The sequence below is a fragment of the Vibrio scophthalmi genome, assembly GCF_040869025.1.
In the GTDB taxonomy this organism is placed as follows: domain Bacteria; phylum Pseudomonadota; class Gammaproteobacteria; order Enterobacterales; family Vibrionaceae; genus Vibrio; species Vibrio scophthalmi.
This window is the reverse complement of record NZ_CP134271.1, coordinates 1934527-1957924: the sequence shown is the minus strand read 5'-3', so window position 1 is coordinate 1957924 and position 23398 is coordinate 1934527. Positions and strand designations below refer to the sequence as shown.

Sequence of the window (23398 nt, the reverse complement as noted above, 5' to 3'; positions counted from 1 at the left end):
GTGAAACTCATCACCGAAGAGCAATGAAAAGATTCAACGCAAAAAAAACCGCAGCCTAGGCTGCGGTTTCTATTTATCAGTTAAGAATTACTTTTTCTTTTTCACTGCTTTTTTGTTTGGCAGGTCAGTAATTGAACCTTCAAACACTTCCGCCGCTAGACCCACTGACTCGTGTAGAGTTGGGTGAGCGTGGATAGTCAGTGCGATGTCTTCAGCGTCACAACCCATCTCGATTGCAAGGCCAATTTCACCGAGTAGTTCACCACCGTTAGTACCAACGATAGCACCACCAATGACGCGGTGAGTCTCTTTGTCGAAGATTAGCTTAGTCATACCGTCTGCACAGTCAGAGGCGATTGCACGACCTGATGCTGCCCATGGGAATGTCGCCACTTCGTACTTGATACCTTCCGCTTTTGCTTCTTTCTCAGTTTTACCAACCCATGCAACTTCTGGCTCAGTGTAAGCAATTGAAGGAATTACTTTAGGATCGAAGTAGTGCTTCTTACCAGAAATAACTTCTGCCGCTACGTGACCTTCATGCACACCTTTGTGCGCCAGCATTGGTTGGCCAACGATATCACCGATAGCAAAGATGTGCGGTACGTTAGTACGCATTTGCTTATCAACGTTGATAAAGCCGCGCTCATCAATTTCGATACCCGCTTTCGCGCCATCGATAAGAAGACCGTTTGGTACACGACCGATAGCAACAAGAACGGCATCGTAACGCTCAGCTTCTGCTGGCGCTTTTTTGCCTTCCATTGAAACGTAGATACCATCTTCTTTCGCTTCAACAGCTGTTACTTTTGTTTCTAGCATCAAGTTGAATTTCTTCTCAATGCGTTTAGTGAAGACTTTAACGATGTCTTTGTCTGCTGCTGGGATAACTTGGTCAAACATTTCAACCACGTCAACTTTAGAACCCAGTGAGTGGTAAACCGTACCCATCTCGAGACCGATGATACCACCACCCATGATAAGCAGTTTCTCAGGCACTTCTTTCAGCTCAAGTGCATCGGTTGAATCCCAAATACGTGGGTCTTCATGCGGAATGAACGGCAGTTTGATCGGACGAGAACCGGCCGCCACGATAGCGTTGTCAAAGTTAACTACTGTTGACTCGCCTTCGCCTTCGACAAGGATTGAGTTAGGACCGGTGAATTTACCGTAGCCGTTTACAACCGTTACGTCACGCATCTTAGCCATACCGCTAAGACCGCCAGTCAGTTGGGTTACTACTTTTTCTTTCCACAAACGGATCTTGTTGATGTCAGTTTGCGGTTCGCCAAATACGATGCCGTGCTCAGAAAGTGCTTTTGCTTCTTCGATAACTTTCGATACGTGCAGTAGTGCTTTTGATGGGATACAACCTACGTTAAGGCAGACACCACCAAGAGTGCTGTAACGCTCAACTAGCACAGTTTCAAGACCTAGGTCTGCACAACGGAAGGCAGCAGAGTAACCAGCAGGACCAGAACCAAGTACAACAACTTGGGCTTTAATTTCTTTGCTCATTTTGACCTCTTGTAGTCATTATCCCTAACAGGCTGAATGGGTATTGAGATTATTGTTTCAAACGTTTTTTATTGTTTTAAACAGCTTTTTCAGACCGTCAATAGTTTACAGAGATGTTAACGATGTGAAAAGTAATTCAATTTAGCCTGTGAGCTAGACAACAATTCGACTCTCTCTATGCGTGTAGCCATGACAATAGCAACAGCACAGAAGGATCCAATTATTTAAATATCTTTGATAGAAGAGGCGGCAAAAGTGCCGCCTCTGATTCGTCTTATCTCAATTACAGAACGAGACGACGGATGTCTGATAGCGCGCTGTTTAGGTAAGTAATGAAACGCGCACCTTCAGCACCATCAATCACACGGTGATCGTATGATAGTGACAGTGGAAGTTGTAGACGCGGTTCAAACTCTTTACCGTTCCAAACAGGTTTGATTTCAGACTTAGACACACCAAGGATGCCCACTTCTGGTGCATTTACGATTGGCGTAAATGCAGTACCACCGATGCCACCTAGGCTCGAGATAGTGAAACAGCCACCTTGCATATCCGCAGCAGTCAGCTTGCCAGAACGTGCTTTCTTAGACACAACCATTAGCTCTTCAGAAAGCTCGTAGATGCCTTTTTTGTTCACGTCTTTAAATACAGGAACAACCAGACCGTTTGGTGTATCAACTGCAATACCTACGTTCACGTATTTCTTCAGAATGATGCTTTCGCCATCGTCAGAAAGTGAAGAGTTAAATGCAGGGAACGCTTCTAGTGCTTTCGCAACGGCTTTCATGATGAACACAAGTGGTGTGATCTTCATGCCAGTGTCGTTCTTCGCTTCGATTGCGTTCTGCTCTTTACGGAATGCTTCTAGCTCAGTGATGTCAGCGTTATCCCACTGTGTAACGTGCGGGATCATTACCCAGTTACGGTGCAGGTTAGCGCCTGAAATCTTCTTGATCTTAGAAAGAGGCTTAACTTCTGTCTCACCAAACTTGCTGAAATCAACTTTTGGCCATGGTAGTAGACCAAGTGCAGAACCATCACCGCCTTTGCCTGCTGCCGCAGCACCAGACTCTAGACGTTTCAGTGCATCTTTAACGTAAGACTGTACGTCTTCTTTCAGGATTCGGCTCTTACGACCAGACCCTTTAACCTTAGAAAGGTTTACGCCAAATTCACGAGCAAGACGACGAACCACTGGAGATGCGTGCGCGTAGTCACCGTTCTCTTGGAAGTCGCCAGTTGCTGCTGGAGCTTCTGCTTTAGGCGCCGCTGCAACAGGTGCTGCCGCTTGTGCTGGAGCTGCTTGAGCAACTGGAGCCGCTACTGGAGCTGCGCCTGCTACTTCAAAGACCATGATTAAAGAACCTGTGGTTACTTTATCGCCAGCTGCAATCTTGATCTCTTTGATGGTACCCGCGAATGGTGCTGGTACTTCCATCGATGCTTTGTCGCCTTCAACAGTGATTAGAGATTGCTCTTCTTCTACTGTATCGCCAACCGATACCATGATTTCAGTGACTTCAACTTCATCACCACCGATGTCTGGAACGTGTACATCTTTTGCTGCAGCCGCTGCTGGAGCCGCTGCAACTGGCGCAGCTGCCGCTGGAGCTACAGGTGCTGAACCCGCTACTGCGCCAACTTCAAAGATCATCACAAGTGAGCCAGTTGATACTGAATCACCAACAGCGATTTTGATTTCTTTTAGTGTACCGGCAAATGGTGCTGGTACTTCCATAGAAGCCTTGTCGCCTTCAACGGTTAGAAGAGATTGCTCTTCTTCAATTGAGTCGCCAACTGCTACCATGATTTCAGTCACTTCAACTTCATCGCCACCAATGTCTGGTACGTGAACTTCTTTCAATTCGACTGCCGCTGCTGCCGCAGGAGCCGCTACTGGAGCCGCTTCAACCGCTGGAGCAGGTGCAGCTTGCGCTGCACCCTCGGCTTCGAAAATCATAATTAGAGAACCAGTAGAAACCGAATCGCCAACAGCGATTTTGATTTCTTTAACGATACCCGCTTGAGATGCAGGAACTTCCATAGAAGCTTTATCGCCTTCAACTGTGATTAGAGACTGCTCTTCTTCAACCTTGTCGCCAACGCTTACAAGAATCTCAGTAACTTCAACCTCATCCGCACCGATGTCTGGTACATTAATTTCGATTGCCATTGCTTATCTACCTTTTAATTAAGCGTTGCTTATGCGTATTGTGGGTTAGTTTTTTCAGTGTCGATGTTGAATTTCTTGATTGCTTCAACAACCACAGATTTATCCATATCGCCACGTTTCACAAGCTCAGTTAGAGCTGCAACTACCACATAACCTGCGTTCACTTCGAAGTGACGACGTAGGTTTTCACGGCTGTCTGAACGACCGAAGCCATCAGTACCCAACACTTTGTAAGACTCAGCTGGAACAAATGCACGTACTTGCTCAGCGTAGTTCTTCATGTAATCCGTCACTGCGATTGCAGGTTCGTTACCAAGAACCGTCGTGATGTACGGTACTTTCGCTTCTGCTTCAGGGTGTAGCATGTTGTCACGCTCTACCGCTTGGCCATCACGAGTTAGTTCGTTGAATGACGTTACAGAGAATACGTCAGACGCTACGCCGTAATCTTCACTTAGGATCTGTGCTGCTTTACGCGCTTCGTTCATGATAGTACCAGAGCTCATTAACTGAACTTTGCCTTTACTACCTGCGTAAGACTCAAGCTTGTAGATACCCTTACGAATGCCTTCTTCAGCGCCTTCTGGCATTGCTGGCATTGCGTAGTTTTCATTCATTACTGTTAGGTAGTAGTAAACGTTCTCTTGGTTCTCACCGTACATGCGACGGATACCGTCTTGCATGATTACCGCTAGCTCGTAAGCAAACGTTGGATCGTAAGAGATACAGTTAGGTACAGTGTTCGCCATGATGTGCGAATGACCGTCTTCGTGCTGTAGACCTTCACCGTTTAGCGTTGTACGACCTGCTGTAGCACCTAGTAGGAAGCCACGAGCTTGTTGGTCACCTGCTAGCCATGCCATGTCACCAATACGTTGGAAACCGAACATTGAGTAGTAGATGTAGAATGGGATCATTGGTAGATCGTTGGTGCTGTATGACGTTGCGGCTGCAACCCAAGACGCCATTGAACCTAGCTCGTTGATACCTTCTTGTAGAACCTGACCTGAAGTCGCTTCTTTGTAGTAAGAGACTACACCGCGGTCTTCTGGCGTGTATTCTTGACCGTGTGGATTGTAGATACCAACCTGACGGAATAGACCTTCCATACCGAATGTACGCGCTTCATCACAGATGATAGGAACGATGTTCTTACCAATATTCTTATCTTTAAGCAAAATGTTTAGCGTACGTACATAAGCCATTGTGGTCGAGATTTCACGCTTTTGCTCACCAAGAAGCGGCGCGAATTCTTCTAGCTCAGGAACTTTGAATTCTTGAGTAAATTTAGGCAGACGCGCAGGTGTATAGCCGTGTAGAGCTTTACGACGAGCGTGTAAGTATTCGTATTCAGGCGTGCCTTCTTCCAGCTTCAAGTATGGAAGTTCTTTGATCTTCTCATCTGAAAGAATGTCTTCTAGACCTAGGCGATCACGTAGGTGTTGAACATGAGTCATGTCCATTTTCTTCACACCGTGCGCAATGTTCTTACCTTCTGCTGCATCACCCATACCGTAACCTTTTACTGTTTTCGCTAGGATTACAGTTGGTTTACCGTTGGTTTCTTTTGCATTGTTGAACGCAGCAAACAGTTTAGATGAATCATGACCACCACGCTTAAGTGCGAAGATTTCGTCATCAGTCATGTCTGCAACAAGTGCAGCTGTTTCTGGGTACTTACCAAAGAAGTGCTCACGTACGTATGCGCCATCTTTAGATTTGAACGTCTGGTAGTCACCATCGATCGTTTCGTTCATTAGTTGAAGAAGCTTACCAGTGGTGTCTTTCGCAAGTAGTGAATCCCAGTTGCTACCCCAAATAACTTTAACAACGTTCCAACCAGCGCCTTTAAATAGGCCTTCTAGTTCTTGGATGATGCTGCCGTTACCCATAACCGGGCCATCTAGGCGCTGTAGGTTACAGTTGATTAGGAAACATAGGTTGTCTAGTTTTTCACGTGCAGCGAACGAGATCGCACCGCGTGATTCTGGCTCATCCATCTCACCGTCACCTAGGAAGGCATAAACACGTTGAGCTGAAGTTTGCTTAAGACCACGGCCATCAAGGTACTTCAAGAAGCGAGCTTGATAGATAGCTGAAATTGGACCTAGACCCATCGATACTGTTGGGAACTGCCAGAATTCAGGCATCAATTTAGGGTGTGGGTATGAAGGAATACCTTTACCATCGACTTCTTGACGGAAGTTATCTAGCTGTTCTTCAGTTAGACGGCCTTCAACGAATGCGCGCGAGTAGATACCTGGAGAGATATGACCTTGGTAGTACACCAAGTCACCACCGTCCGTCTCATTCGGAGCGCGGAAGAAGTGGTTGAAACATACTTCGTAGAATGCTGCTGCAGACTGGTAAGAAGCCATGTGACCACCTAGGTCTAGGTCTTTCTTAGATGCGCGAAGTACAATCATGATCGCATTCCAGCGAATGATTGAACGAATACGACGCTCTAGCGTTGTATCACCTGGGTAAGCAGGTTCTTGCGCAGCTGGGATCGTATTGATGTAGTTTGTGTTGATACCTGTAGCCATATCAACGCCATCAAGACGAGCTTTATCCAAAACTTGCTCTAGTAAATATTGAGCGCGTTCTACACCTTCTTCACGTACAACTGATTCAAGCGCTTGCAGCCAATCTTGAGTTTCCAGTGCATCTACGTCATGCTTCATATCAGACATGCCGATCTATCCTTCTGTTGGTTGGATCTACTTATTCGTTACCCTGCTGAATTCGACGTAAAGAGCGCTCACGTCGAGACTCTTCACGAGTCAAATCCAACAATATTTCTTCGATATAAGCCAAATGGGAATGAGACATTTCACGCGCCTTTTCCGGCTGACCAGAAACAATCGCATCCACAATATTGGCTCGGTGCTTACTTACTTTCTCCACCACTTCTTGTCGGCGGTGCAGCAATTTCAAATTCTGTAAAATATTTTGCTCAAGTAATGGCGCTAAACTACGCACAATGTGCAGCAAAACCACATTGTGAGCAGCTTCAGTCAACGCAATTAGAAATTGCATTACCGCAGCAGCTTCAGCGGCGACGTCTTGCTTATCTTGTTGTGCACCAATGCCTTCTAATGAGGCTTGAATACGAGCAAAATCTTCATCAGTACCACGCAACGCTGCAAAATAAGCCGAAATACCTTCCATCGCATGGCGCGATTCGAGTAAATCTAATTGAGTTTCTGAATGGCTCGATAATAAATTTAGCAGAGGATCCGAAAAGCCCTTCCAAAGATTCTCACTGACAAATGTACCGCCGCCTTGACGACGAGTGAGAAGACGTTTGGCTTCCAAACGTTGGATAGCTTCACGGATCGAAGGACGAGAAACATCGAACTGTTTAGCCAGTTCGCGCTCTGGTGGCAATTGTTGCCCCGGAGACAGTGTTCCTTCTACTATCAACCTTTCAAGCTCTTGTTCTATTACATCAGAGAGCTTTGGCTGACGAATCCTTTGATAAGCCATAAATTATCGTTCTTTACTCTTTGCAGTTAATTGGTCATACCAATTTAGTGTGGAAAGAAATTAACATATTAAAAACGCAAATTCCAGCCAAAAATTGACCCAAATCATAAAACCAAGCCCCCAGCAACCATCCATTAACATCATTCACATGAAACACTGATGTAATTGGTCATGCCAATTACAAAAGATGAACAACTGGGCGAAAATCGTGCTAGCGATCACACTATAATTGGTCAGTTTTAAAGAAGTATGAATGAATGTGAGAAATCATTCTTAATTGGTATTTTTTCGCCATCTTCGACGTGAATAGAATGTGTTTTTATCCGAAACCAGCATCGAAGATGCTAAACCTATTTGTCACCGCGGCTTCAATATTAATGAGCAAAAAAGGCCTAAATAAGATCATGAACAATGGAAGATGAGAGAAGAGCTAAGGGGCATTGAAAATAAGCGGTTTAGTGGCGCCTTAGATAGAGGCGCCATCCATGGTACAACGACAGAACACTATTTTGCTTCGAGATGATCGATCAGTAATTGCAATGACTGATTTCCACGAAACTCATTGATATCAAGCTTGTATGCCAGACGTACCGTTTTAACTGAAGCATCTGGCCAGCGACGTAAATCGACATTAAACGCGATGCCATCAATCATAATATTAGTGGGATGGCCTTTAAACAGCGGCTCTAACATCAATTTAAGATGCTTCTCGCCCACTAATTTCTGATGCAGAACTTTAAACTCGCCGTCAAAAACGGGTTCTGGGAATGATTGTCCCCAAGGGCCACCTGCGCGTAACATTTGTGCCACGTGCATAGAGAACTCTTCTGGGGCTAATTCTCCGTCAGATAGTACTATACCTTTCAACGCCGCTTCATCGAGCTCTTCTTTCACTGCTTGGTCGTATAAACGAGCAAAGCGTTCGAAGTTTTTCTCTTCAATCGATAACCCTGCCGCCATCGCATGACCACCGAATTTCAGGATCAAACCGGGATTTTGCGTATCAATGCGATCCAGTGTGTCACGCATGTGTAAGCCAGGTATCGAGCGACAAGAGCCTTTTATGATGCCGTCCCCACCATCAGCAAAGGCAATCACTGGGCGATGAAACTTCTCTTTGATACGAGAAGCTAAAATACCAATCACACCTTGATGCCAATCACGTTGGAACAGCACTAGGCCAAAAGGTAATTCCGCATTTTCACCAAATTGTAAGCGCTCACAAAAAGCCATTGCCTCTTGCTTCATGCCCTCTTCAATCTCTTTACGAGTTTGATTGAGGCCATCTAACTCACTCGCCATGCGGCGTGCGGCATGGATATTATTGCTTAGCAGCAACTCAACGCCGAAAGACATGTCATCCAAACGACCGGCAGCGTTAATGCGTGGACCTAAGGCAAAACCAAAATCAGAAGCAACCAAACGACTGGCATCTTTTTTAGCCACTTCAATTAAGGCTTGGATACCAGGGCGAGCATGACCAGCCCGAATACGTTGCAAACCTTGATGGACTAGAATACGGTTATTCTCATCCAAAGAGACCACGTCAGCCACCGTACCTAATGCCACCAAATCAATCAGTTCCATTAACTTAGGTTCTGCCATGCCCTGCTGGCTAAACCAACCAAGGTTACGCATGTGTACACACAGTGCCATCATCAAATAAAAAGCAACGCCAACACCAGCTAATGATTTCGACGGAAAAGCACACTCTTGCAGATTAGGATTGACCATCGCATCGGCAATCGGCAACTCTGAGCCCGGTAAGTGGTGATCGGTCACCAAGACTTGTAAACCTTGCTCTTTGGCGTAGCGAACCCCTTCAATGGATGACACGCCGTTATCGACCGTCATAATTACCTGTGCGCCAATCGCGATTGCCTGATCAACCACTTCAGGGCTTAAGCCGTAACCATCTTCAAATCGATTTGGCACGAGGTAATCGACGTTGCTGCTACCAAGCATACGTAACGCAAGGACAGAAAGCGCAGAGCTGGTCGCGCCATCGGCGTCAAAATCCCCGACGACGATAATGCGCTGATTGGTTTTAATCGCGGTAAACAGCAATTCCACCGCCAGCTGAATGCCATGCAGTTTTTGATATGAATGTAAGCCGCGTACACCATTATCGAGCTGCTGCATCGAGTGGATGCCACGGCTTAGGTACAGGCGACGCAATAACGGTGCAATGGAGTCAGGTAACAGGGAGATATCGACTTCAGGACGACGTTGAATTTCTATCATCATAAAATAAAAGTAGGCTCAATTGAGCCTACTTCCTTGTGGTTATTTTTGTTCTAGACGTTGCAGCAATTTCTCTGCTGGAACATAACCGCCAACCATTTCACCGTTCGGAAGGAAAATGGCAGGCGTACCGCTGATGCCTAATTCACGACCTAACATATAGTGTTTTTGAATCGTATCTTGGCATTGAGCGAAATTGTCGCCTTTGGCTGGGAATTTTCGGTTTACTTTACCATCATGCATTGCTGCCTGTGGATCGTCAGCACACCAAATTGAAGCCATTTGATCTGCGACATCACCAACGGGCCCTTGGCGAGGGAAGGCCATGTAGCGCACGGTAATACCAAGATCATTGTAATCTTGTAATTCACGGTGCAACTTCACGCAGTAGCCACAAGTAATATCGGTAAAGACCGTCACTACATATTTTTCATTGTCGGCTTTAAACTCAATCACTGAGTCTTTCATTGCATCAATCTTAGCTGCGTTGATCGGCGCTTGGCGCTGAGCAATAACGTCTTGGTAGCCACCTTTGTCATCTAACTGGTATAGCGAACCGGCAATAAAATACTCGCCATCTGGTGAGGCAAATAAAACACCACCGTTAGTTTGTACTTCAACCAAGCCTTTAATATCAGCAGGCACAACATCAGTCACCTGCAAACCCAGTTTTGCAAAGCGCTCAGCTAACTCTGCTTTATTAATTTGTGTCTCGCTACTTACGTTAGCAAAAGAAGCCGCTGCAAAAAAAGGCAACGCAAGTAATGTCATTCGGCGTAATACGCTCATTCTATTCACCTTAAATAAAATCTCTAACGCAAGAGCTAAGCCCTTGGATGATGTTCACTATGAAGCTGTTTTAATCGCTCTGTTGCGACGTGAGTATAGATTTGTGTGGTCGACAAGTCACTATGCCCAAGCAACATCTGCACCACACGTAGATCTGCGCCATAGTTTAGCAAGTGGGTTGCAAATGCATGACGCAACACATGTGGCGAAAGTAACTCAGTATCAATCCCAGCCAACACCGCATAATACTTAATACGATGCCAAAAGGTTTGTCGGGTCATTTGTCGTGCTCGTTTACTTGGGAAAACCACATCGGATGTTTTCTCCCCAAGTAACTCAGACCGCCCTTGTTGAAGAAAAGTTTCAATCCAATCGATGGCATTTTCACCCATTGGCACTAAACGCTCTTTGCCACCCTTACCGGTTACTCGCACAACACCTTGTCGTAAGCTGATATTTTCCATCGTCAAACTGACTAATTCGGTGACACGCAGGCCGGTGGCATACAACAATTCCAACATTGCTTTATCACGCAGTTCAATCGCATCGTTTGGATCGGGCGCATTAAGTAACGCATCCACTTGGGCCTCACTGAGGTCTTTCGGTAGTCGCTTGGGTAACTTAGGGCTCACCAACAAGGCGCTCGGGTCATCGGCGCGAATTTTCTCACGGTGCAAATATTGAAACAAACGACGAATCGCCGACAACATCCGCGCGCGCGACGTTTGCTTGTAATCTTGATCGGCCAACCACGATTGGTATTCCTGCAAGCCAGACAAGCTAATAAAATCAAGACGGTAGTTGTGTTGTTTCATCCACGTCAGTAGCTTGAATAAATCGGTGCGGTAAGACGATAAGGTATTTTCCGACAACCCTCGTTCCATCCACATCGCATCAAGAAACTGCTCAACAACCCCTTGATCCGGTGACATTATTTCTGACAAAACCACTCTCTAATTTTTAACGACACATTTATCTTTACTGTAAATGCATACAGCAAACAAAGCCATAAAAATTCAATTGATGACCGATATTCGCTGCAAAGCAGACCATTTTGTGGTTAGAATTCGCTAACACTCCATTTAGAAAGATAAACGATGATGAAAATCGGTCTATTTTACGGCTCAACCACTTGCTACACCGAAATGGCAGCAGAGAAGATGCGCGCCATCATGGGCGATGACTTAGTGGATATTCACAACGTCAAAGAGTCTCCTCTTTCGACAATGGCAGATTACGACTTATTAATCTTAGGGATTTCTACTTGGGATTTTGGTGAGATTCAAGAAGATTGGCTCGCGATCTGGGACAGTATTAACAGCCAACCACTGCAAGGTAAAACCGTGGCTCTGTTTGGTCTTGGTGACCAAGAAGGTTACGGCGAATGGTATTTGGATGCGATGGGCCTATTGCACGATCAAGTCAAACAAGCCGGTGCAACCATTGTCGGCTACTGGCCAAACGACGAGCTGTACCAATTTGAAGCCTCGAAAGCACTAACCGAAGATGGCAGCATGTTTGTCGGCTTAGCCCTGGATGAAGATTCACAATACGAATTGAGCGATGAACGCATTGCCACTTGGGTCGAGCAAGTTCTGACCGAATATCAAGCCACGCTTTAAGAGCCACAGAGAGGCGAGAATCGAGAATCGAGAATCGAGAATCGAGAATCGAGAATCGAGAATCGAGAATTGAGAATTGAGAATTGAGAATTGAGAATTGAGAATTGAGAGGTGAACATGGTCACCTCTCGAATGCAATCTTCTCGCGTCTTAACGTAGCGCCTTTCGGTATCTCACCCAGTCAAACACCAGTCCTGGATCGGTTTTGCGCAGCGGGGCAATATATTGATGGCCAGTAATACGTGGCAGCGTGATGAGTGGATAGTGTTGCATTAACTGCAAGCTCAGCGTGCTGAGTGCTTGATATTGCTCATCGGTGTACGCAACGTAGTCACTGCCTTCCATCTCTATGCCAATCGAATAGTCGTTACAACGCTCACGCCCAGCAAAACTTGATGCCCCGGCATGCCACGCTCTATCGCGAAACGAAACAAACTGCACCACCTCACCGTCCCGACGAATCAAACAGTGCGCCGACACGCCCATTTTGTGTATCACTTTAAAAAAGGGATGCTCATCAGCATCTAGAGTGCCGAGAAAAAACTGTTCAATGTAAGGCCCCCCAAACTTGCCCGGCGGTAGGCTAATGTTATGGATCACCAACAATGAGATATCCTCACTATCGCTGCGATGGTCAAAAAACGGGGATGGCACATGACGTGCGGCTTGATACCAACCTTGCGGATCAATCATTTGGCTATTTCTCATTTTCCATAACTGGGGTCAATTTTAACTGAAATGCGAGATTAATGGCTGAATTTCACTCGCAGTCAGCGTATCATTCCCTCCTCTGTTCAACTGCGTATTAGATTTGCGATGAAAAACACACACAATAGCCAAGAACGTCTTGAATATTTGAAGCAGCAACTTCCATTAGAGATCACTCGTGCGGTCAGCGAAACTTTGAAAGAAGATCTCGGCGGCACACTCGATGCGGCTAACGACATCACCGCAAGTCTGATCCCTGCCGATGCGCAGAATGAAGCAACTATCATCACTCGTGAGCATGGTGTTTTCTGTGGTCAAGCATGGGCTGATGAAGTATTCAAGCAGCTTGGTGGCGAAGTAACGATCCACTGGCATGTACAAGATGGTGATACTGTCGAGCCAAACCAAGTGCTTTGTACTCTATCAGGACCTGCGCGCGCACTATTAACTGGCGAGCGCAACGCAATGAACTTTATCCAAACGCTGTCTGGCTGTGCGACTACCGTTGCGCGCTATGCCGAGAAAATTGCTGGCACAGACTGCCGCTTGCTTGATACGCGTAAAACCATTCCTGGTCTTCGTAGCGCTCTGAAATACGCTGTCGCATGTGGCGGCGGTTACAATCACCGTATTGGTGTATTTGATGCGTATCTGATCAAAGAAAACCACATCATTGCTTGTGGTGGTATCTCTCAAGCAGTTAGCACCGCTAAAGAACTAAATCCTGGTAAACCGGTTGAAGTTGAAACAGAAAGCCTAGCGGAACTAAAAGAAGCGATTGAAGCTGGCGCCGATATTATCATGTTGGATAATTTCACCACCGATATGATGCGTGAAGCGGTAGCGATTAACGCAGGTCGTGCAGCACTCGAAAACTCGGGTAACGTCACCTTAGAGACCATTCGCGAATACGCTGAAACGGGCGTAGATTACATCTCTGTTGGTGCACTGACTAAGCACTTAAAAGCGATGGATCTTTCTATGCGCTTCAAATAGCGTACCGCGATTCTCATGATTTTTTAAAGGCAGCGTTTATCGCTGCTTTTTTATTGCTTGTGACGGTTTATTTAGCTCAGAGGCACGCTTGTGCTGGGCGATAACATGGCTTAAATTTACTCGAAACCATTTAATGCCAGCGTATTCATTTCAAGGATTCTAAAATGAAAAAGTATCTATTGGTCATTTGTACCTTATTCGCCCTTTCTGGCTGTGCCACCTTTGAAGAAGGCGTCACTTCTGTCGCTGACGACATTAATCGCAAAGTACATGGTGATTTCGATTAATTAAGCGCATTGACCGCTTCACGGATATGAAAAAGCCCTCTTGATGAGGGCTTTGTTATTTTGCTTGCTGCTCGGTATGTGCTAGAGCTTACGTCTAAGTAGCATGATCGCTATGATTAAGAAGACGATACTTGGCATAATCGCACCAAAGGCGGGTGGAATGTTGTATACCAAGCTAAGTGGTCCAAAAAACTCACTCGAAATATAGAACGAAAAGCCTGCGACCACGCCCGATAAGATACGCGCCCCCATCGTCACACTGCGCAGTGGACCAAAGATGAACGACAGCGCCATCAACATCATTACCGCAATCGAAAACGGTTGTGTCACCTTGCGCCAAAATGCCAATTCATAACGTGAAGCATCTTGCTCTGATGCTTTTAAGTAATCGACATAATCATATAAACCAAGCAAAGAAAGCTCTTCTGGCTTCACCGTCACCACAGCTAAGCGCTCTGGCTCCAGTGAGGTTGTCCAACTTAGTTCTGGCAACGTCTCTTTCGATAAGCGTACTGGATCTGACATGTTGGTGACTTGCACATCTTTCATCAGCCAATTTTTGTCACCGACATAGTCAGCCTCTTTGGCGTAAAAGACATTCTGTAACTGTTTGTTATCATCAAAACGCCACATCTGTAGACCATAGAGTCTTTCATCTTCAATTTTACCAATAAAGATAAAATCATTGGCATCTCGCGCCCAAACCCCGGTTCGAACCGACATGATCGCACCGTTACTGGTCGAGAAAGCGCGTAAGTCTCGCGCCATTTTCTGCGCCTGAGGAGCGCCCCATTGGCCCAACACAGTAACGATAATCATCAACGGCACCGCCGTTTTTAACACCGATAGACCAATGTCCAGCTTAGAGAAGCCCGCCGCTTGCATCACGACCAATTCAGAGCTTGACGCTAACATACCGAGGCCAATCAGCGCACCGAGTAGTGCCGCCATTGGGAAGAACATTTCGATATCACGCGGAATACTCAAGCCAACAAAGAACAAAGCTTGAATCAAGTCATAACTACCTTGGCCAACTTTACGCAGCTGCTCAACATACTTGATGATGGCAGACAGACCAACAAAGGTCGCCAACACCATAGTCGAGGTAACAATAATAGTTCGACCGATATAAAGGTCTAAAATCTTAAACACGACTTATGCTGCCTTCTTCTTTTGTCTCAATTTGTCTTTAAAGCGACGCACTGGAATACTGTCCATTAAATTAACACCAATTGCCGTCACCAGTAGCGCGAAATTGATTGGCCACATACCAACAAACGCCGGAATCGAGCCATCTTCTAACGCTGACTTCGTCGCACTAATCGCCAAGAAGTACGCTAGATAAGTCAAAATAGCGGGGCCCATTTTCGCAAATCGGCCTTGACGTGGATTTACCGCTGAAAGCGGCACCACCAGCATTGTCAGCAGTGGAATACACACCACCAGCGAAATACGCCATTGCAATTCAGCTTGCGCCTTCGGATTTGGATTACCCACTAAATCTAGCGTTGGGATCGCTTCCCAATCACGACCTTTGCGCTTCACTTCACTTTGACCAATGACGCCTTGGTACTGTTCAAAGTTCGTCACCATGTAATCAATACGCGTCGGCACGCCTTCATAACGAGTACCGTCATACATACGAATGACTTGGCGACCATCACTCAGCTCTTTTACTTCGCCCGACTTAGAAAACGACACACTCGGTAAAATAGAATCGCGTGGGCGCATTTGAGCAATAAAAACATTGCTGAGCTTATCGTCTCGAATATCATCAATAAACACCACCGATGAACCATCCGGCGTGCCTTGGAAATGACCTTTCTTCAACAAGTCGACACTGTTTTCTGCCTGAACTTGTTCTTGTAGTTGAATGAGCTTCTCTTGGCTATATGGCGATAAGACAAACGAATTAATCGCCGCTGCCAAACCAGTGATCACCGCCAAATACAATGCTGCACGGATCAGGAATTTATTTCCGATCCCCGTCGCATTCATTACGGTAATTTCACTTTCCGCGTACAAACGACCAAAGGTGAGCAAGATGCCCAAGAAAAGACTGAGTGGCAGCATTAACAAACCCATAGAAGGCATGCTAAGGCCAACGTAGCTCATCACCAAACCAGCCGGTATTTCACCGTCTGAGGCTTCCGCTAGTACACTAATCAATTTTTGGCTCAAAAAGACCAAGAAAAGGATAAAAAAGATCGCAAATTGGCTTTTGAGTGTCTCGCGGATCAAATATCTAACAATAATCACGCTGAAATTACCTATACAAAACTTGTTTTTTTAATTGAATCACTATAATTTCTCGTTGAACCCGTTATTTTTTGAAATTTTCAGCTAACTGTTAGCTCACTTATTTAAAGGTAGTTCCGATTAAGGAATCAACAAGTAAGCGGGCATTATCTAACATTTAGTTCTATTTGTCTTCAGGATGTAGGAGTACTCATGGAGTTCAGTGTTAAAAGTGGTAGCCCTGAGAAACAGCGCAGCGCTTGTATTGTCGTTGGCGTCTTTGAACCACGTCGCCTCTCTCCAGTGGCCGAACAGCTAGATAAAATTAGCGACGGCTATATTAGTTCACTACTTCGTCGTGGTGACCTTGAAGGAAAACCTGGTCAGATGCTACTTTTGCATCAAGTACCTGGTGTACTTTCAGAGCGCGTACTACTCGTAGGCTGCGGTAAAGAACGCGAGCTAGGCGAGCGTCAATACAAAGAAATTATCCAAAAGACCATCAACACGCTAAATGAAACCGGCTCAATGGAAGCAGTGTGCTTCTTAACTGAGTTGCATGTTAAAGGTCGCGATACTTATTGGAAAGTTCGTCAAGCAGTCGAAGCGACTAAAGACGGCCTTTACACCTTCGATCAGTTTAAAACAATTAAACCAGAAACGCGCCGCCCGCTACGTAAATTAGTTTTCAACGTACCAACACGTCGTGAACTAAACCTTGGTGAACGTGCGATTTCCCATGGCCTTGCTATTGCTTCTGGTGTAAAAGCGTCGAAAGATCTTGGCAACATGCCACCAAACATCGCTAACCCAGCGTACCTTGCTTCTCAAGCACGTCGCCTTGCTGATGACTATGAGTCAATCACCACCAAAATCATTGGTGAGCAAGAGATGGAAAAACTGGGTATGACGTCATACCTTGCGGTTGGCCGCGGCTCGAAAAACGAATCAATGATGTCGATCATCGAGTACAAAGGCAATCCGAACACAGAAGCTAAACCGATTGTGCTTGTAGGTAAAGGTTTAACCTTCGATTCAGGCGGTATTTCTCTAAAACCAGGCGATGGCATGGATGAGATGAAATACGATATGTGTGGTGCGGCATCGGTATTCGGTACCATGAAAGCGCTAGCAAAACTGAATCTGCCTATCAATGTAGTCGGCATTTTAGCAGGCTGTGAAAACATGCCTGGCAGCAATGCTTACCGTCCTGGCGATATTCTTACCACCATGTCAGGCCAAACGGTTGAAGTATTAAATACCGATGCAGAAGGTCGTTTAGTGCTGTGTGATGCACTGACGTATGTTGAACGTTTTGAACCAGATTGCGTAGTTGACGTCGCAACTCTGACTGGCGCATGTGTGATTGCACTAGGTCACCACATTAGTGGTGTACTATCAAACCACAATCCACTGTCTCATGAATTAGTGAATGCTTCAGAACAAGCCAGTGACCGTGCATGGCGTCTACCAATGGCAGACGAGTACCATGAACAGTTGAAGAGCCCATTTGCTGATATGGCAAATATCGGCGGCCGCCCTGCCGGTACGATCACTGCAGGTTGCTTCTTGTCTAAATTTACTAAGAAGTACAACTGGGCCCACATTGATATCGCAGGTACTGCGTGGAAATCAGGTGCAGCGAAAGGTTCTACCGGTCGTCCGGTCTCAATGCTTGTCCAATTCCTACTCAATCGTAGTGGCCAAGACGCTGAGGAACAAACCTCAAAATAGTGAAAAGGGCCGCAAGGCCCTTTTTTATTGTTCGATATCGAGTAGAAACATTACTCAAATGTGCTCTCACGAGTTAAAACGGTAACCTCGCTAGCACCGAGCAGATTGCCTACCACCTAAACTTAGTTGGACAGCAATAGACGGAATTCATCACTATGGCCAATGCAACTTTTTACATCATCAAAGCAGATAGCCCACAAGCAAATGAGTCTGGCTTTCTCGGCTATGTGGTGTTTCTTGCTCAGCATTTTGCCAAGCAAGGCGCTAAGGTATACCTCAACAGCCAAGATAAACAGCAAGCAGAAAAGCTGGCAGAATTATTCTGGCAAGTCGAACCTGAGCACTATATCGGCCACAATTTAGTCGGCGAAGGGCCAAAGTATGGGACCAATATTGAAATTGGCCATCAGGCACTAAAGCCAAGCTGGAACCGCCAACTGGTAATAAATTTGGCGGAAAATGAGACAACCTTTGCGAACAAGTTTGCTGAGGTGGTAGACTTCGTGCCTTGCGAAGAAAAAGCTAAGCAGCTCGCAAGAGAAAGATATAAAATCTACCGACAAGCAGGTTATCAACTGCAAACGATCGAGATCGAACACAACTAGCGGTCAATCCTTATAGTTAAGCTCTCCTACCAGAGAGTTCACTTATAAGAATTGACCATGATTAACCAGAACCAGTCCTCTAAATAGTTGGGCTTAGAGCAAGACAACTCATGCATAAGTTGATAAACATACATCAGTATGTGATTGATATTTGCGCGTACAGTTAAGCCGTTATCAGCCCAAATATGACGAGGTGAAAGAGCGCTATGGAAAAGACATACAACCCAACTTCAATCGAACAAGCTTTATACCAAGCTTGGGAAGAGAAAGGCTACTTTAAGCCACACGGTGACACTTCAAAAGAAGCTTACAGCATCATGATCCCGCCACCGAACGTCACTGGTAGCCTACACATGGGCCACGCGTTCCAAGACACCATCATGGATACCTTAATCCGTGCTGAGCGTATGAAGGGTAAAAACACCCTTTGGCAAGTGGGTACTGACCACGCTGGTATCGCAACTCAGATGGTTGTTGAGCGTAAGATCGCAGCAGAAGAAGGCAAAACTAAACACGATTACGGTCGTGATGCTTTCATCGACAAAATCTGGGAATGGAAAAACGAATCTGGTGGAACCATCACTAAGCAGCTTCGTCGCCTTGGCGCATCGGTAGACTGGGATCGTGAACGTTTCACCATGGATGACGGCCTATCAAATGCCGTGCAAGAAGTGTTCGTTCGTCTTTATGAAGACGATCTAATTTATCGTGGCAAACGTCTCGTAAACTGGGATCCAAAATTGCACACAGCAATTTCTGATCTTGAAGTAGAAAACAAAGACAAAAAAGGCTTCATGTGGCACTTCCGTTACCCACTCGCAAACGGCGTTAAAACCGCTGATGGTAAAGACTACATCGTTGTTGCAACGACACGTCCTGAAACCATGCTGGGTGATACTGGTGTTGCGGTAAACCCAGAAGATCCTCGTTACCAAGATCTGATCGGTAAAGAGATTCTACTGCCTATCGTTAACCGCCTAATCCCTATCGTTGGCGATGAACACGCGGATATGGAAAAAGGCACAGGTTGTGTGAAGATTACCCCTGCACACGACTTTAATGACTACGAAGTAGGTAAACGTCATAGCCTACCGATGATCAACATCCTAACCTTCAATGCTGATATTCGTGATGCTGCAGAAGTGTTCACCACTAACGGTGAAGCAAGCGATGCGTATTCATCTGAACTACCAGCGAAATACCAAGGTATGGAGCGCTTTGCAGCACGTAAAGCGATCGTTGCAGAATTTGAAGAGCTTGGTCTACTAGAAGAAATCAAAGATCACGACCTAACCGTTCCTTACGGTGACCGTGGTGGCGTGGTTATTGAACCAATGCTGACTGACCAATGGTACGTTCGCGCAGCACCGCTGGCAGAGCCGGCTGTGAAAGCAGTTGAAAATGGCGATATCCAGTTCGTTCCTAAGCAGTACGAAAACATGTACTTCTCTTGGATGCGTGACATTCAAGACTGGTGTATCTCGCGTCAACTTTGGTGGGGTCACCGCATTCCAGCATGGTACGATAACGAGGGTAAAGTTTATGTAGGCCGCACTGAAGAAGAAGTACGTGCGAACAACAACCTTGCGCCTGTTATCGTTCTACGCCAAGACGACGATGTACTGGATACATGGTTCTCTTCTGCTCTATGGACGTTCGGCACACAAGGCTGGCCAGAGCAAACTGAAGATCTGAAAACTTTCCACCCTTCAGATGTGCTGGTTACTGGTTTTGACATCATCTTCTTCTGGGTTGCACGTATGATCATGATGACCATGCACTTCAACAAAGATGAAAATGGTAAAGCACAAGTCCCATTCAAAACCGTTTACGTAACCGGTCTAATCCGTGACGAAAACGGCGACAAGATGTCGAAATCGAAAGGTAACGTGCTTGACCCTATCGATATGATCGATGGTATCGGCCTTGAAGAGCTAGTAGAAAAACGTTGTGGCAACATGATGCAGCCTCAGCTAGCGAAGAAGATCGAAAAAGCAACGCGTAAGACATTTGAAAACGGCATCGAACCATACGGTACAGATGCACTACGTTTCACGCTTGCAGCAATGGCATCAACCGGTCGTGATATCAACTGGGATATGAAGCGTCTAGAAGGTTACCGTAACTTCTGTAACAAACTATGGAACGCTAGCCGTTACGTACTGATGAATACTGAAGAGCACGATTGTGGCATGTCTCTAGCACCTGCTGATCGCGCTAACATGGAATTCTCACTGGCAGACAAATGGATTGAATCTCAGTTTGAAATCGCAGCGAAAGAGTTTAACGCTCACCTAGACAACTACCGTCTAGATATGGCGGCAAACACGCTGTACGAATTCATCTGGAACCAATTCTGTGACTGGTATCTAGAGCTAACTAAACCGGTTCTATGGAAAGGCACTGAAGCGCAGCAACAAGCAACGCGTTACACACTAATCACGGTTCTAGAGAAGACACTTCGTCTTGCTCACCCAGTGATTCCTTACATCACTGAATCAATCTGGCAAAGCGTTAAGCCGCTGATTGACGGTGTTGAAGGTGAGACAATTATGACTCAAGTACTGCCTCAGTTTGATGCAGACAACTTCGACGCAGAAATCGTTGCTGATATCGAGTGGGTGAAAACTTTCATCACCGCTATCCGTAACCTACGCGCAGAATACGACATCGCTCCAAGCCAAGGCCTAGAAGTGATGATCAAAGTGGCAGATGAAAAAGATGCCGCGCGCCTAGAAGCGAACAAGATCGTACTAACCTCTCTAGCAAAACTCGATGAGATTAAAGTACTGGCAACGGGCGAAGAGACTCCTGCTTGTGCAACCAAGTTGGTTGGCAAATCAGAGCTAATGATCCCAATGGCGGGTCTAATCGATAAAGATGCAGAGCTTGCTCGTCTTGATAAAGAAGTCGCTAAGACTCACGGCGAAATCAAGCGTATCGAAGGCAAGCTAGGTAACGAAGGTTTCGTTGCTAAAGCACCTGAAGCGGTTATCGCAAAAGAGCGTGAGAAGCTAGACGGTTACAAAGAAATGCTAGTGAAACTGGAAGAGCAAAAAGCGACTATCGCTGCGCTATAATTCGTTTCTCTACTGCGTTGTAAGTTAAAAAAGACCGGTCACTGACCGGTCTTTTTGTTTCTATCATTCAAGACATTCAATCGGTAAAAATCAAACCACGCGATTTTGCGACTCTCCGTCGACATAAGCACGAATATTATCCAGAAAAATTTCTACCAACCGTTGGATTGCAGAATCACTGCCCCATGCCACATGCGGAGTCAACAGCAAGTTGGCTAACCCTGCATTAGCGATCAAAGGGTTCGTTTCATCGGCCGGTTCTTGGCTAAAGACATCAACCCCTGCCGCGCCTATACGCTGAGTTTTCAATGCCTCCACCAGAGCCTGCTCATCCACTAATCCGCCACGGCCAGTATTAATTAAAATGGCGCTAGGCTTCATTTGCTGCAACTCAGCTGCGCCAATCAAATTGCGTGTTTCATCATTCAGTGGGCAATGCAAACTGATCACGTCAGCCATCATTAATAGCTGTTCAAATGGCACATATCCCTCTCGACACTCTGTCGCGCCTTTACGCTCAGCAAACACAACCTGCATGCCTAAGGCTTTAGCCAGTGCGGCGGTAGCCTGACCGAGCTCACCGCTGCCAATGATCCCCAAGGTTGCCCCAGCAATATCGCCAATCGGATGAGTGAAGAAACAGAACTGCTTTTCCCGCTGCCATTCACCCGCAACAATGTCATTGTGATAACCACGTAAATTGCGCCTAAGAGCAAACATCAGCGCGATCACATGTTCAGGGACCGATTGAGTGGCATAACCACGTACATTGGCGACAGCAATGCCCTGCTGCTGACAATAGCGTGTATCAACATTGTTGTAGCCAGTGGCACACACCGCTATCAGTTCCAACTTGGGAAGCTGAGACAAAATCGCCTCGTCCAACACCACTTTGTTACTAATCACAATCTGTGCTTGGCTGAGACGTTCAACGACTTGGTGCGGCTCAGTGGTATCGTATTCGATCCATTGATGGTCAAACGGCAGTTTGGCAAGCGCAATGTGAGCGGGAATGGTCGAACGATCAAGAAAGACAACGGTAGGTAGCGACATAGATTCTCCTTACACTACCTAACCGTAAAGGGAGGTTTAACGTTGAATTGCAACGCTATGGCTTAGGCAGTTTTTTATAATCTGGCAATTTTCGCACAGGATCGAAATAGGTAAAGATCATCTCTTCCGCTTCAGGATAAAAGTCACAAGGAACAAAAATACTACGCAGCCAATCACTCTTAGGATGATAAAAACTTAGTTCAGCCGCATGCAGTGCCAAGCGATCAGAGCAAGTGAAAGCCTCGCCTTCGGAATAAAATTCATCACCAACAATCGGATGACCTAACGCTTGCATGTGCACACGCAGTTGATGCGAGCGTCCCGTTATCGGTAATAAACGAACAATGGTCGTTTTCTCTTCACGCTTAGCCACTTGGAACAGAGTTTTTGACGGTTTACCCGTTTCATGACATACCATTTGTCTTGGGCGATTTGGCCAATCACAAATCAAGGGTAGATCGATTTCACCCTCTTCTTGCTCTACATGTCCCCAAACGCGCGCATAGTAAACCTTATGGGTTAAGCGATATTGAAATTGTTTTTTCAGTGCGCTCTCAGCACGTTTGTTCTTCGCTAACACCATTAGCCCTGACGTATCCATATCTAAACGATGGACGATTTGTGCTTCTGGATGAGTTTCTTGTACTCGGCTCCATGTGCTGTCGTGGTGCTCAGGCAAACGGCCAGGCACGGATAACAATCCCGACGGCTTGTTCACCGCTAAGATATGTTCATCTTCAAACACAATTTCAACCCACGGATCTCGTGGTGGGTTGTACTCCAGCATGGCCATAATTTTTCTCTAAGCTAAAATTTCGCGCTGATTATAACCACAACTCAGCGTGAAATGCAGAACAACCTA

The 23398-nt window shown here is 46.0% G+C and carries 18 protein-coding genes; 6 read left to right on the top strand and 12 right to left on the bottom strand.

Translation table 11 applies throughout. The features are described from left to right. Positions 1-87 precede the first annotated feature (87 nt). From lpdA to xerD, 7 genes are all read right to left on the bottom strand, one after another. Positions 88-1518 carry a dihydrolipoyl dehydrogenase gene (gene lpdA, locus RJD38_RS09000; protein WP_005593190.1) on the bottom strand — a complete coding sequence of 477 codons (1431 nt, stop codon included), beginning with the start codon at positions 1516-1518 and terminating at the stop codon, positions 88-90. A 283-nt stretch (positions 1519-1801) separates the two neighbouring features. Beyond that, positions 1802-3691 carry a pyruvate dehydrogenase complex dihydrolipoyllysine-residue acetyltransferase gene (aceF, locus tag RJD38_RS08995; RefSeq protein ID WP_065545702.1) on the bottom strand — a complete coding sequence of 630 codons (1890 nt, stop codon included), beginning with the start codon at positions 3689-3691 and terminating at the stop codon, positions 1802-1804. Between the two features lie 29 nt (positions 3692-3720). After that, entirely contained in the window at positions 3721-6384 is a 2664-nt protein-coding gene (gene aceE, locus RJD38_RS08990; RefSeq protein WP_005593189.1) for a pyruvate dehydrogenase (acetyl-transferring), homodimeric type, read from the bottom strand. 31 nt (positions 6385-6415) lie between these two features. After that, positions 6416-7180, bottom strand: coding sequence for a pyruvate dehydrogenase complex transcriptional repressor PdhR (gene pdhR, locus RJD38_RS08985; protein WP_005593188.1), 765 nt, complete (start codon positions 7178-7180; stop codon positions 6416-6418). A 504-nt stretch (positions 7181-7684) separates the two neighbouring features. Continuing rightward, a complete protein-coding gene (gene recJ / locus RJD38_RS08980; protein WP_065545997.1) occupies positions 7685-9424 on the bottom strand; it encodes a single-stranded-DNA-specific exonuclease RecJ in 1740 nt (579 codons plus the stop codon). Positions 9425-9466: 42 nt separating this feature from the next. Then, positions 9467-10213 carry a bifunctional protein-disulfide isomerase/oxidoreductase DsbC gene (dsbC, locus tag RJD38_RS08975; RefSeq protein ID WP_009385869.1) on the bottom strand — a complete coding sequence of 249 codons (747 nt, stop codon included), beginning with the start codon at positions 10211-10213 and terminating at the stop codon, positions 9467-9469. A gap of 35 nt (positions 10214-10248) precedes the next feature. Next, entirely contained in the window at positions 10249-11145 is an 897-nt protein-coding gene (gene xerD / locus RJD38_RS08970; protein WP_009385868.1) for a site-specific tyrosine recombinase XerD, read from the bottom strand. A 168-nt stretch (positions 11146-11313) separates the two neighbouring features. Between xerD and fldB the strand changes: the two genes are divergently transcribed. Beyond that, positions 11314-11835: a flavodoxin FldB gene (fldB, locus tag RJD38_RS08965; protein ID WP_065431058.1), complete on the top strand. Its 522-nt coding sequence runs from the start codon at positions 11314-11316 to the stop codon at positions 11833-11835. 150 nt (positions 11836-11985) lie between these two features. On the opposite strand, the gene ampD is transcribed toward fldB, so the two are convergent. Continuing rightward, complete coding sequence (ampD, locus tag RJD38_RS08960) at positions 11986-12528, bottom strand: 1,6-anhydro-N-acetylmuramyl-L-alanine amidase AmpD (protein WP_065545703.1); 543 nt, start codon at positions 12526-12528, stop codon at positions 11986-11988. Positions 12529-12651: 123 nt separating this feature from the next. Between ampD and nadC the strand changes: the two genes are divergently transcribed. Next, on the top strand, positions 12652-13539 hold the full coding sequence (nadC, locus tag RJD38_RS08955) for a carboxylating nicotinate-nucleotide diphosphorylase (RefSeq protein WP_009385865.1): 888 nt from the start codon (positions 12652-12654) through the stop codon (positions 13537-13539). Positions 13540-13703: 164 nt separating this feature from the next. Continuing rightward, positions 13704-13826, top strand: a complete 123-nt coding sequence (locus tag RJD38_RS08950; RefSeq protein ID WP_009385864.1) for a membrane lipoprotein lipid attachment site-containing protein — start codon at positions 13704-13706, stop codon at positions 13824-13826. Between the two features lie 81 nt (positions 13827-13907). Here the strand turns inward: RJD38_RS08950 and lptG are convergent, their stop codons facing one another. Together lptG and lptF are read right to left on the bottom strand one after the other, a co-directional pair. Beyond that, complete coding sequence (gene lptG / locus RJD38_RS08945) at positions 13908-14978, bottom strand: LPS export ABC transporter permease LptG (RefSeq protein WP_005593177.1); 1071 nt, start codon at positions 14976-14978, stop codon at positions 13908-13910. Positions 14979-14981: 3 nt separating this feature from the next. Then, positions 14982-16085: an LPS export ABC transporter permease LptF gene (gene lptF / locus RJD38_RS08940; protein WP_005593176.1), complete on the bottom strand. Its 1104-nt coding sequence runs from the start codon at positions 16083-16085 to the stop codon at positions 14982-14984. Positions 16086-16277: 192 nt separating this feature from the next. On the opposite strand from lptF, the gene pepA reads away from it, so the two are divergent. The 3 genes from pepA to RJD38_RS08925 all read left to right on the top strand — a co-directional run bounded on the left by pepA (position 16278) and on the right by RJD38_RS08925 (position 21483). After that, the gene (gene pepA / locus RJD38_RS08935) at positions 16278-17798 is read left to right on the top strand and encodes a leucyl aminopeptidase (RefSeq protein ID WP_065545704.1); all 1521 of its coding nucleotides are present in this window, start codon (positions 16278-16280) and stop codon (positions 17796-17798) included. 155 nt (positions 17799-17953) lie between these two features. Further along, positions 17954-18403, top strand: coding sequence for a DNA polymerase III subunit chi (locus RJD38_RS08930; RefSeq protein WP_009385863.1), 450 nt, complete (start codon positions 17954-17956; stop codon positions 18401-18403). A 206-nt stretch (positions 18404-18609) separates the two neighbouring features. After that, complete coding sequence (locus RJD38_RS08925) at positions 18610-21483, top strand: valine--tRNA ligase (protein WP_065545705.1); 2874 nt, start codon at positions 18610-18612, stop codon at positions 21481-21483. Between the two features lie 90 nt (positions 21484-21573). Here the strand turns inward: RJD38_RS08925 and RJD38_RS08920 are convergent, their stop codons facing one another. Continuing rightward, positions 21574-22536: a D-2-hydroxyacid dehydrogenase gene (locus RJD38_RS08920; protein ID WP_065545706.1), complete on the bottom strand. Its 963-nt coding sequence runs from the start codon at positions 22534-22536 to the stop codon at positions 21574-21576. A gap of 55 nt (positions 22537-22591) precedes the next feature. After that, complete coding sequence (gene rluA / locus RJD38_RS08915) at positions 22592-23329, bottom strand: bifunctional tRNA pseudouridine(32) synthase/23S rRNA pseudouridine(746) synthase RluA (protein WP_005593169.1); 738 nt, start codon at positions 23327-23329, stop codon at positions 22592-22594. Positions 23330-23398: the final 69 nt, after the last annotated feature.

Coding starts and splice junctions, on each gene's coding strand:
- pdhR (WP_005593188.1), bottom strand. CDS start 7,180: ATGGCTTATCAAAGGATTCGTCAGCCAAAGCTCTCTGATGTAATAGAA.
- rluA (WP_005593169.1), bottom strand. CDS start 23,329: ATGGCCATGCTGGAGTACAACCCACCACGAGATCCGTGGGTTGAAATT.
- aceF (WP_065545702.1), bottom strand. CDS start 3,691: ATGGCAATCGAAATTAATGTACCAGACATCGGTGCGGATGAGGTTGAA.
- RJD38_RS08930 (WP_009385863.1), top strand. CDS start 17,954: ATGGCCAATGCAACTTTTTACATCATCAAAGCAGATAGCCCACAAGCA.
- dsbC (WP_009385869.1), bottom strand. CDS start 10,213: ATGAGCGTATTACGCCGAATGACATTACTTGCGTTGCCTTTTTTTGCA.
- RJD38_RS08920 (WP_065545706.1), bottom strand. CDS start 22,536: ATGTCGCTACCTACCGTTGTCTTTCTTGATCGTTCGACCATTCCCGCT.
- RJD38_RS08950 (WP_009385864.1), top strand. CDS start 13,704: ATGAAAAAGTATCTATTGGTCATTTGTACCTTATTCGCCCTTTCTGGC.
- ampD (WP_065545703.1), bottom strand. CDS start 12,528: ATGATTGATCCGCAAGGTTGGTATCAAGCCGCACGTCATGTGCCATCC.
- recJ (WP_065545997.1), bottom strand. CDS start 9,424: ATGATAGAAATTCAACGTCGTCCTGAAGTCGATATCTCCCTGTTACCT.
- aceE (WP_005593189.1), bottom strand. CDS start 6,384: ATGTCTGATATGAAGCATGACGTAGATGCACTGGAAACTCAAGATTGG.
- fldB (WP_065431058.1), top strand. CDS start 11,314: ATGAAAATCGGTCTATTTTACGGCTCAACCACTTGCTACACCGAAATG.
- lpdA (WP_005593190.1), bottom strand. CDS start 1,518: ATGAGCAAAGAAATTAAAGCCCAAGTTGTTGTACTTGGTTCTGGTCCT.
- xerD (WP_009385868.1), bottom strand. CDS start 11,145: ATGTCACCGGATCAAGGGGTTGTTGAGCAGTTTCTTGATGCGATGTGG.
- pepA (WP_065545704.1), top strand. CDS start 16,278: ATGGAGTTCAGTGTTAAAAGTGGTAGCCCTGAGAAACAGCGCAGCGCT.
- nadC (WP_009385865.1), top strand. CDS start 12,652: ATGAAAAACACACACAATAGCCAAGAACGTCTTGAATATTTGAAGCAG.
- RJD38_RS08925 (WP_065545705.1), top strand. CDS start 18,610: ATGGAAAAGACATACAACCCAACTTCAATCGAACAAGCTTTATACCAA.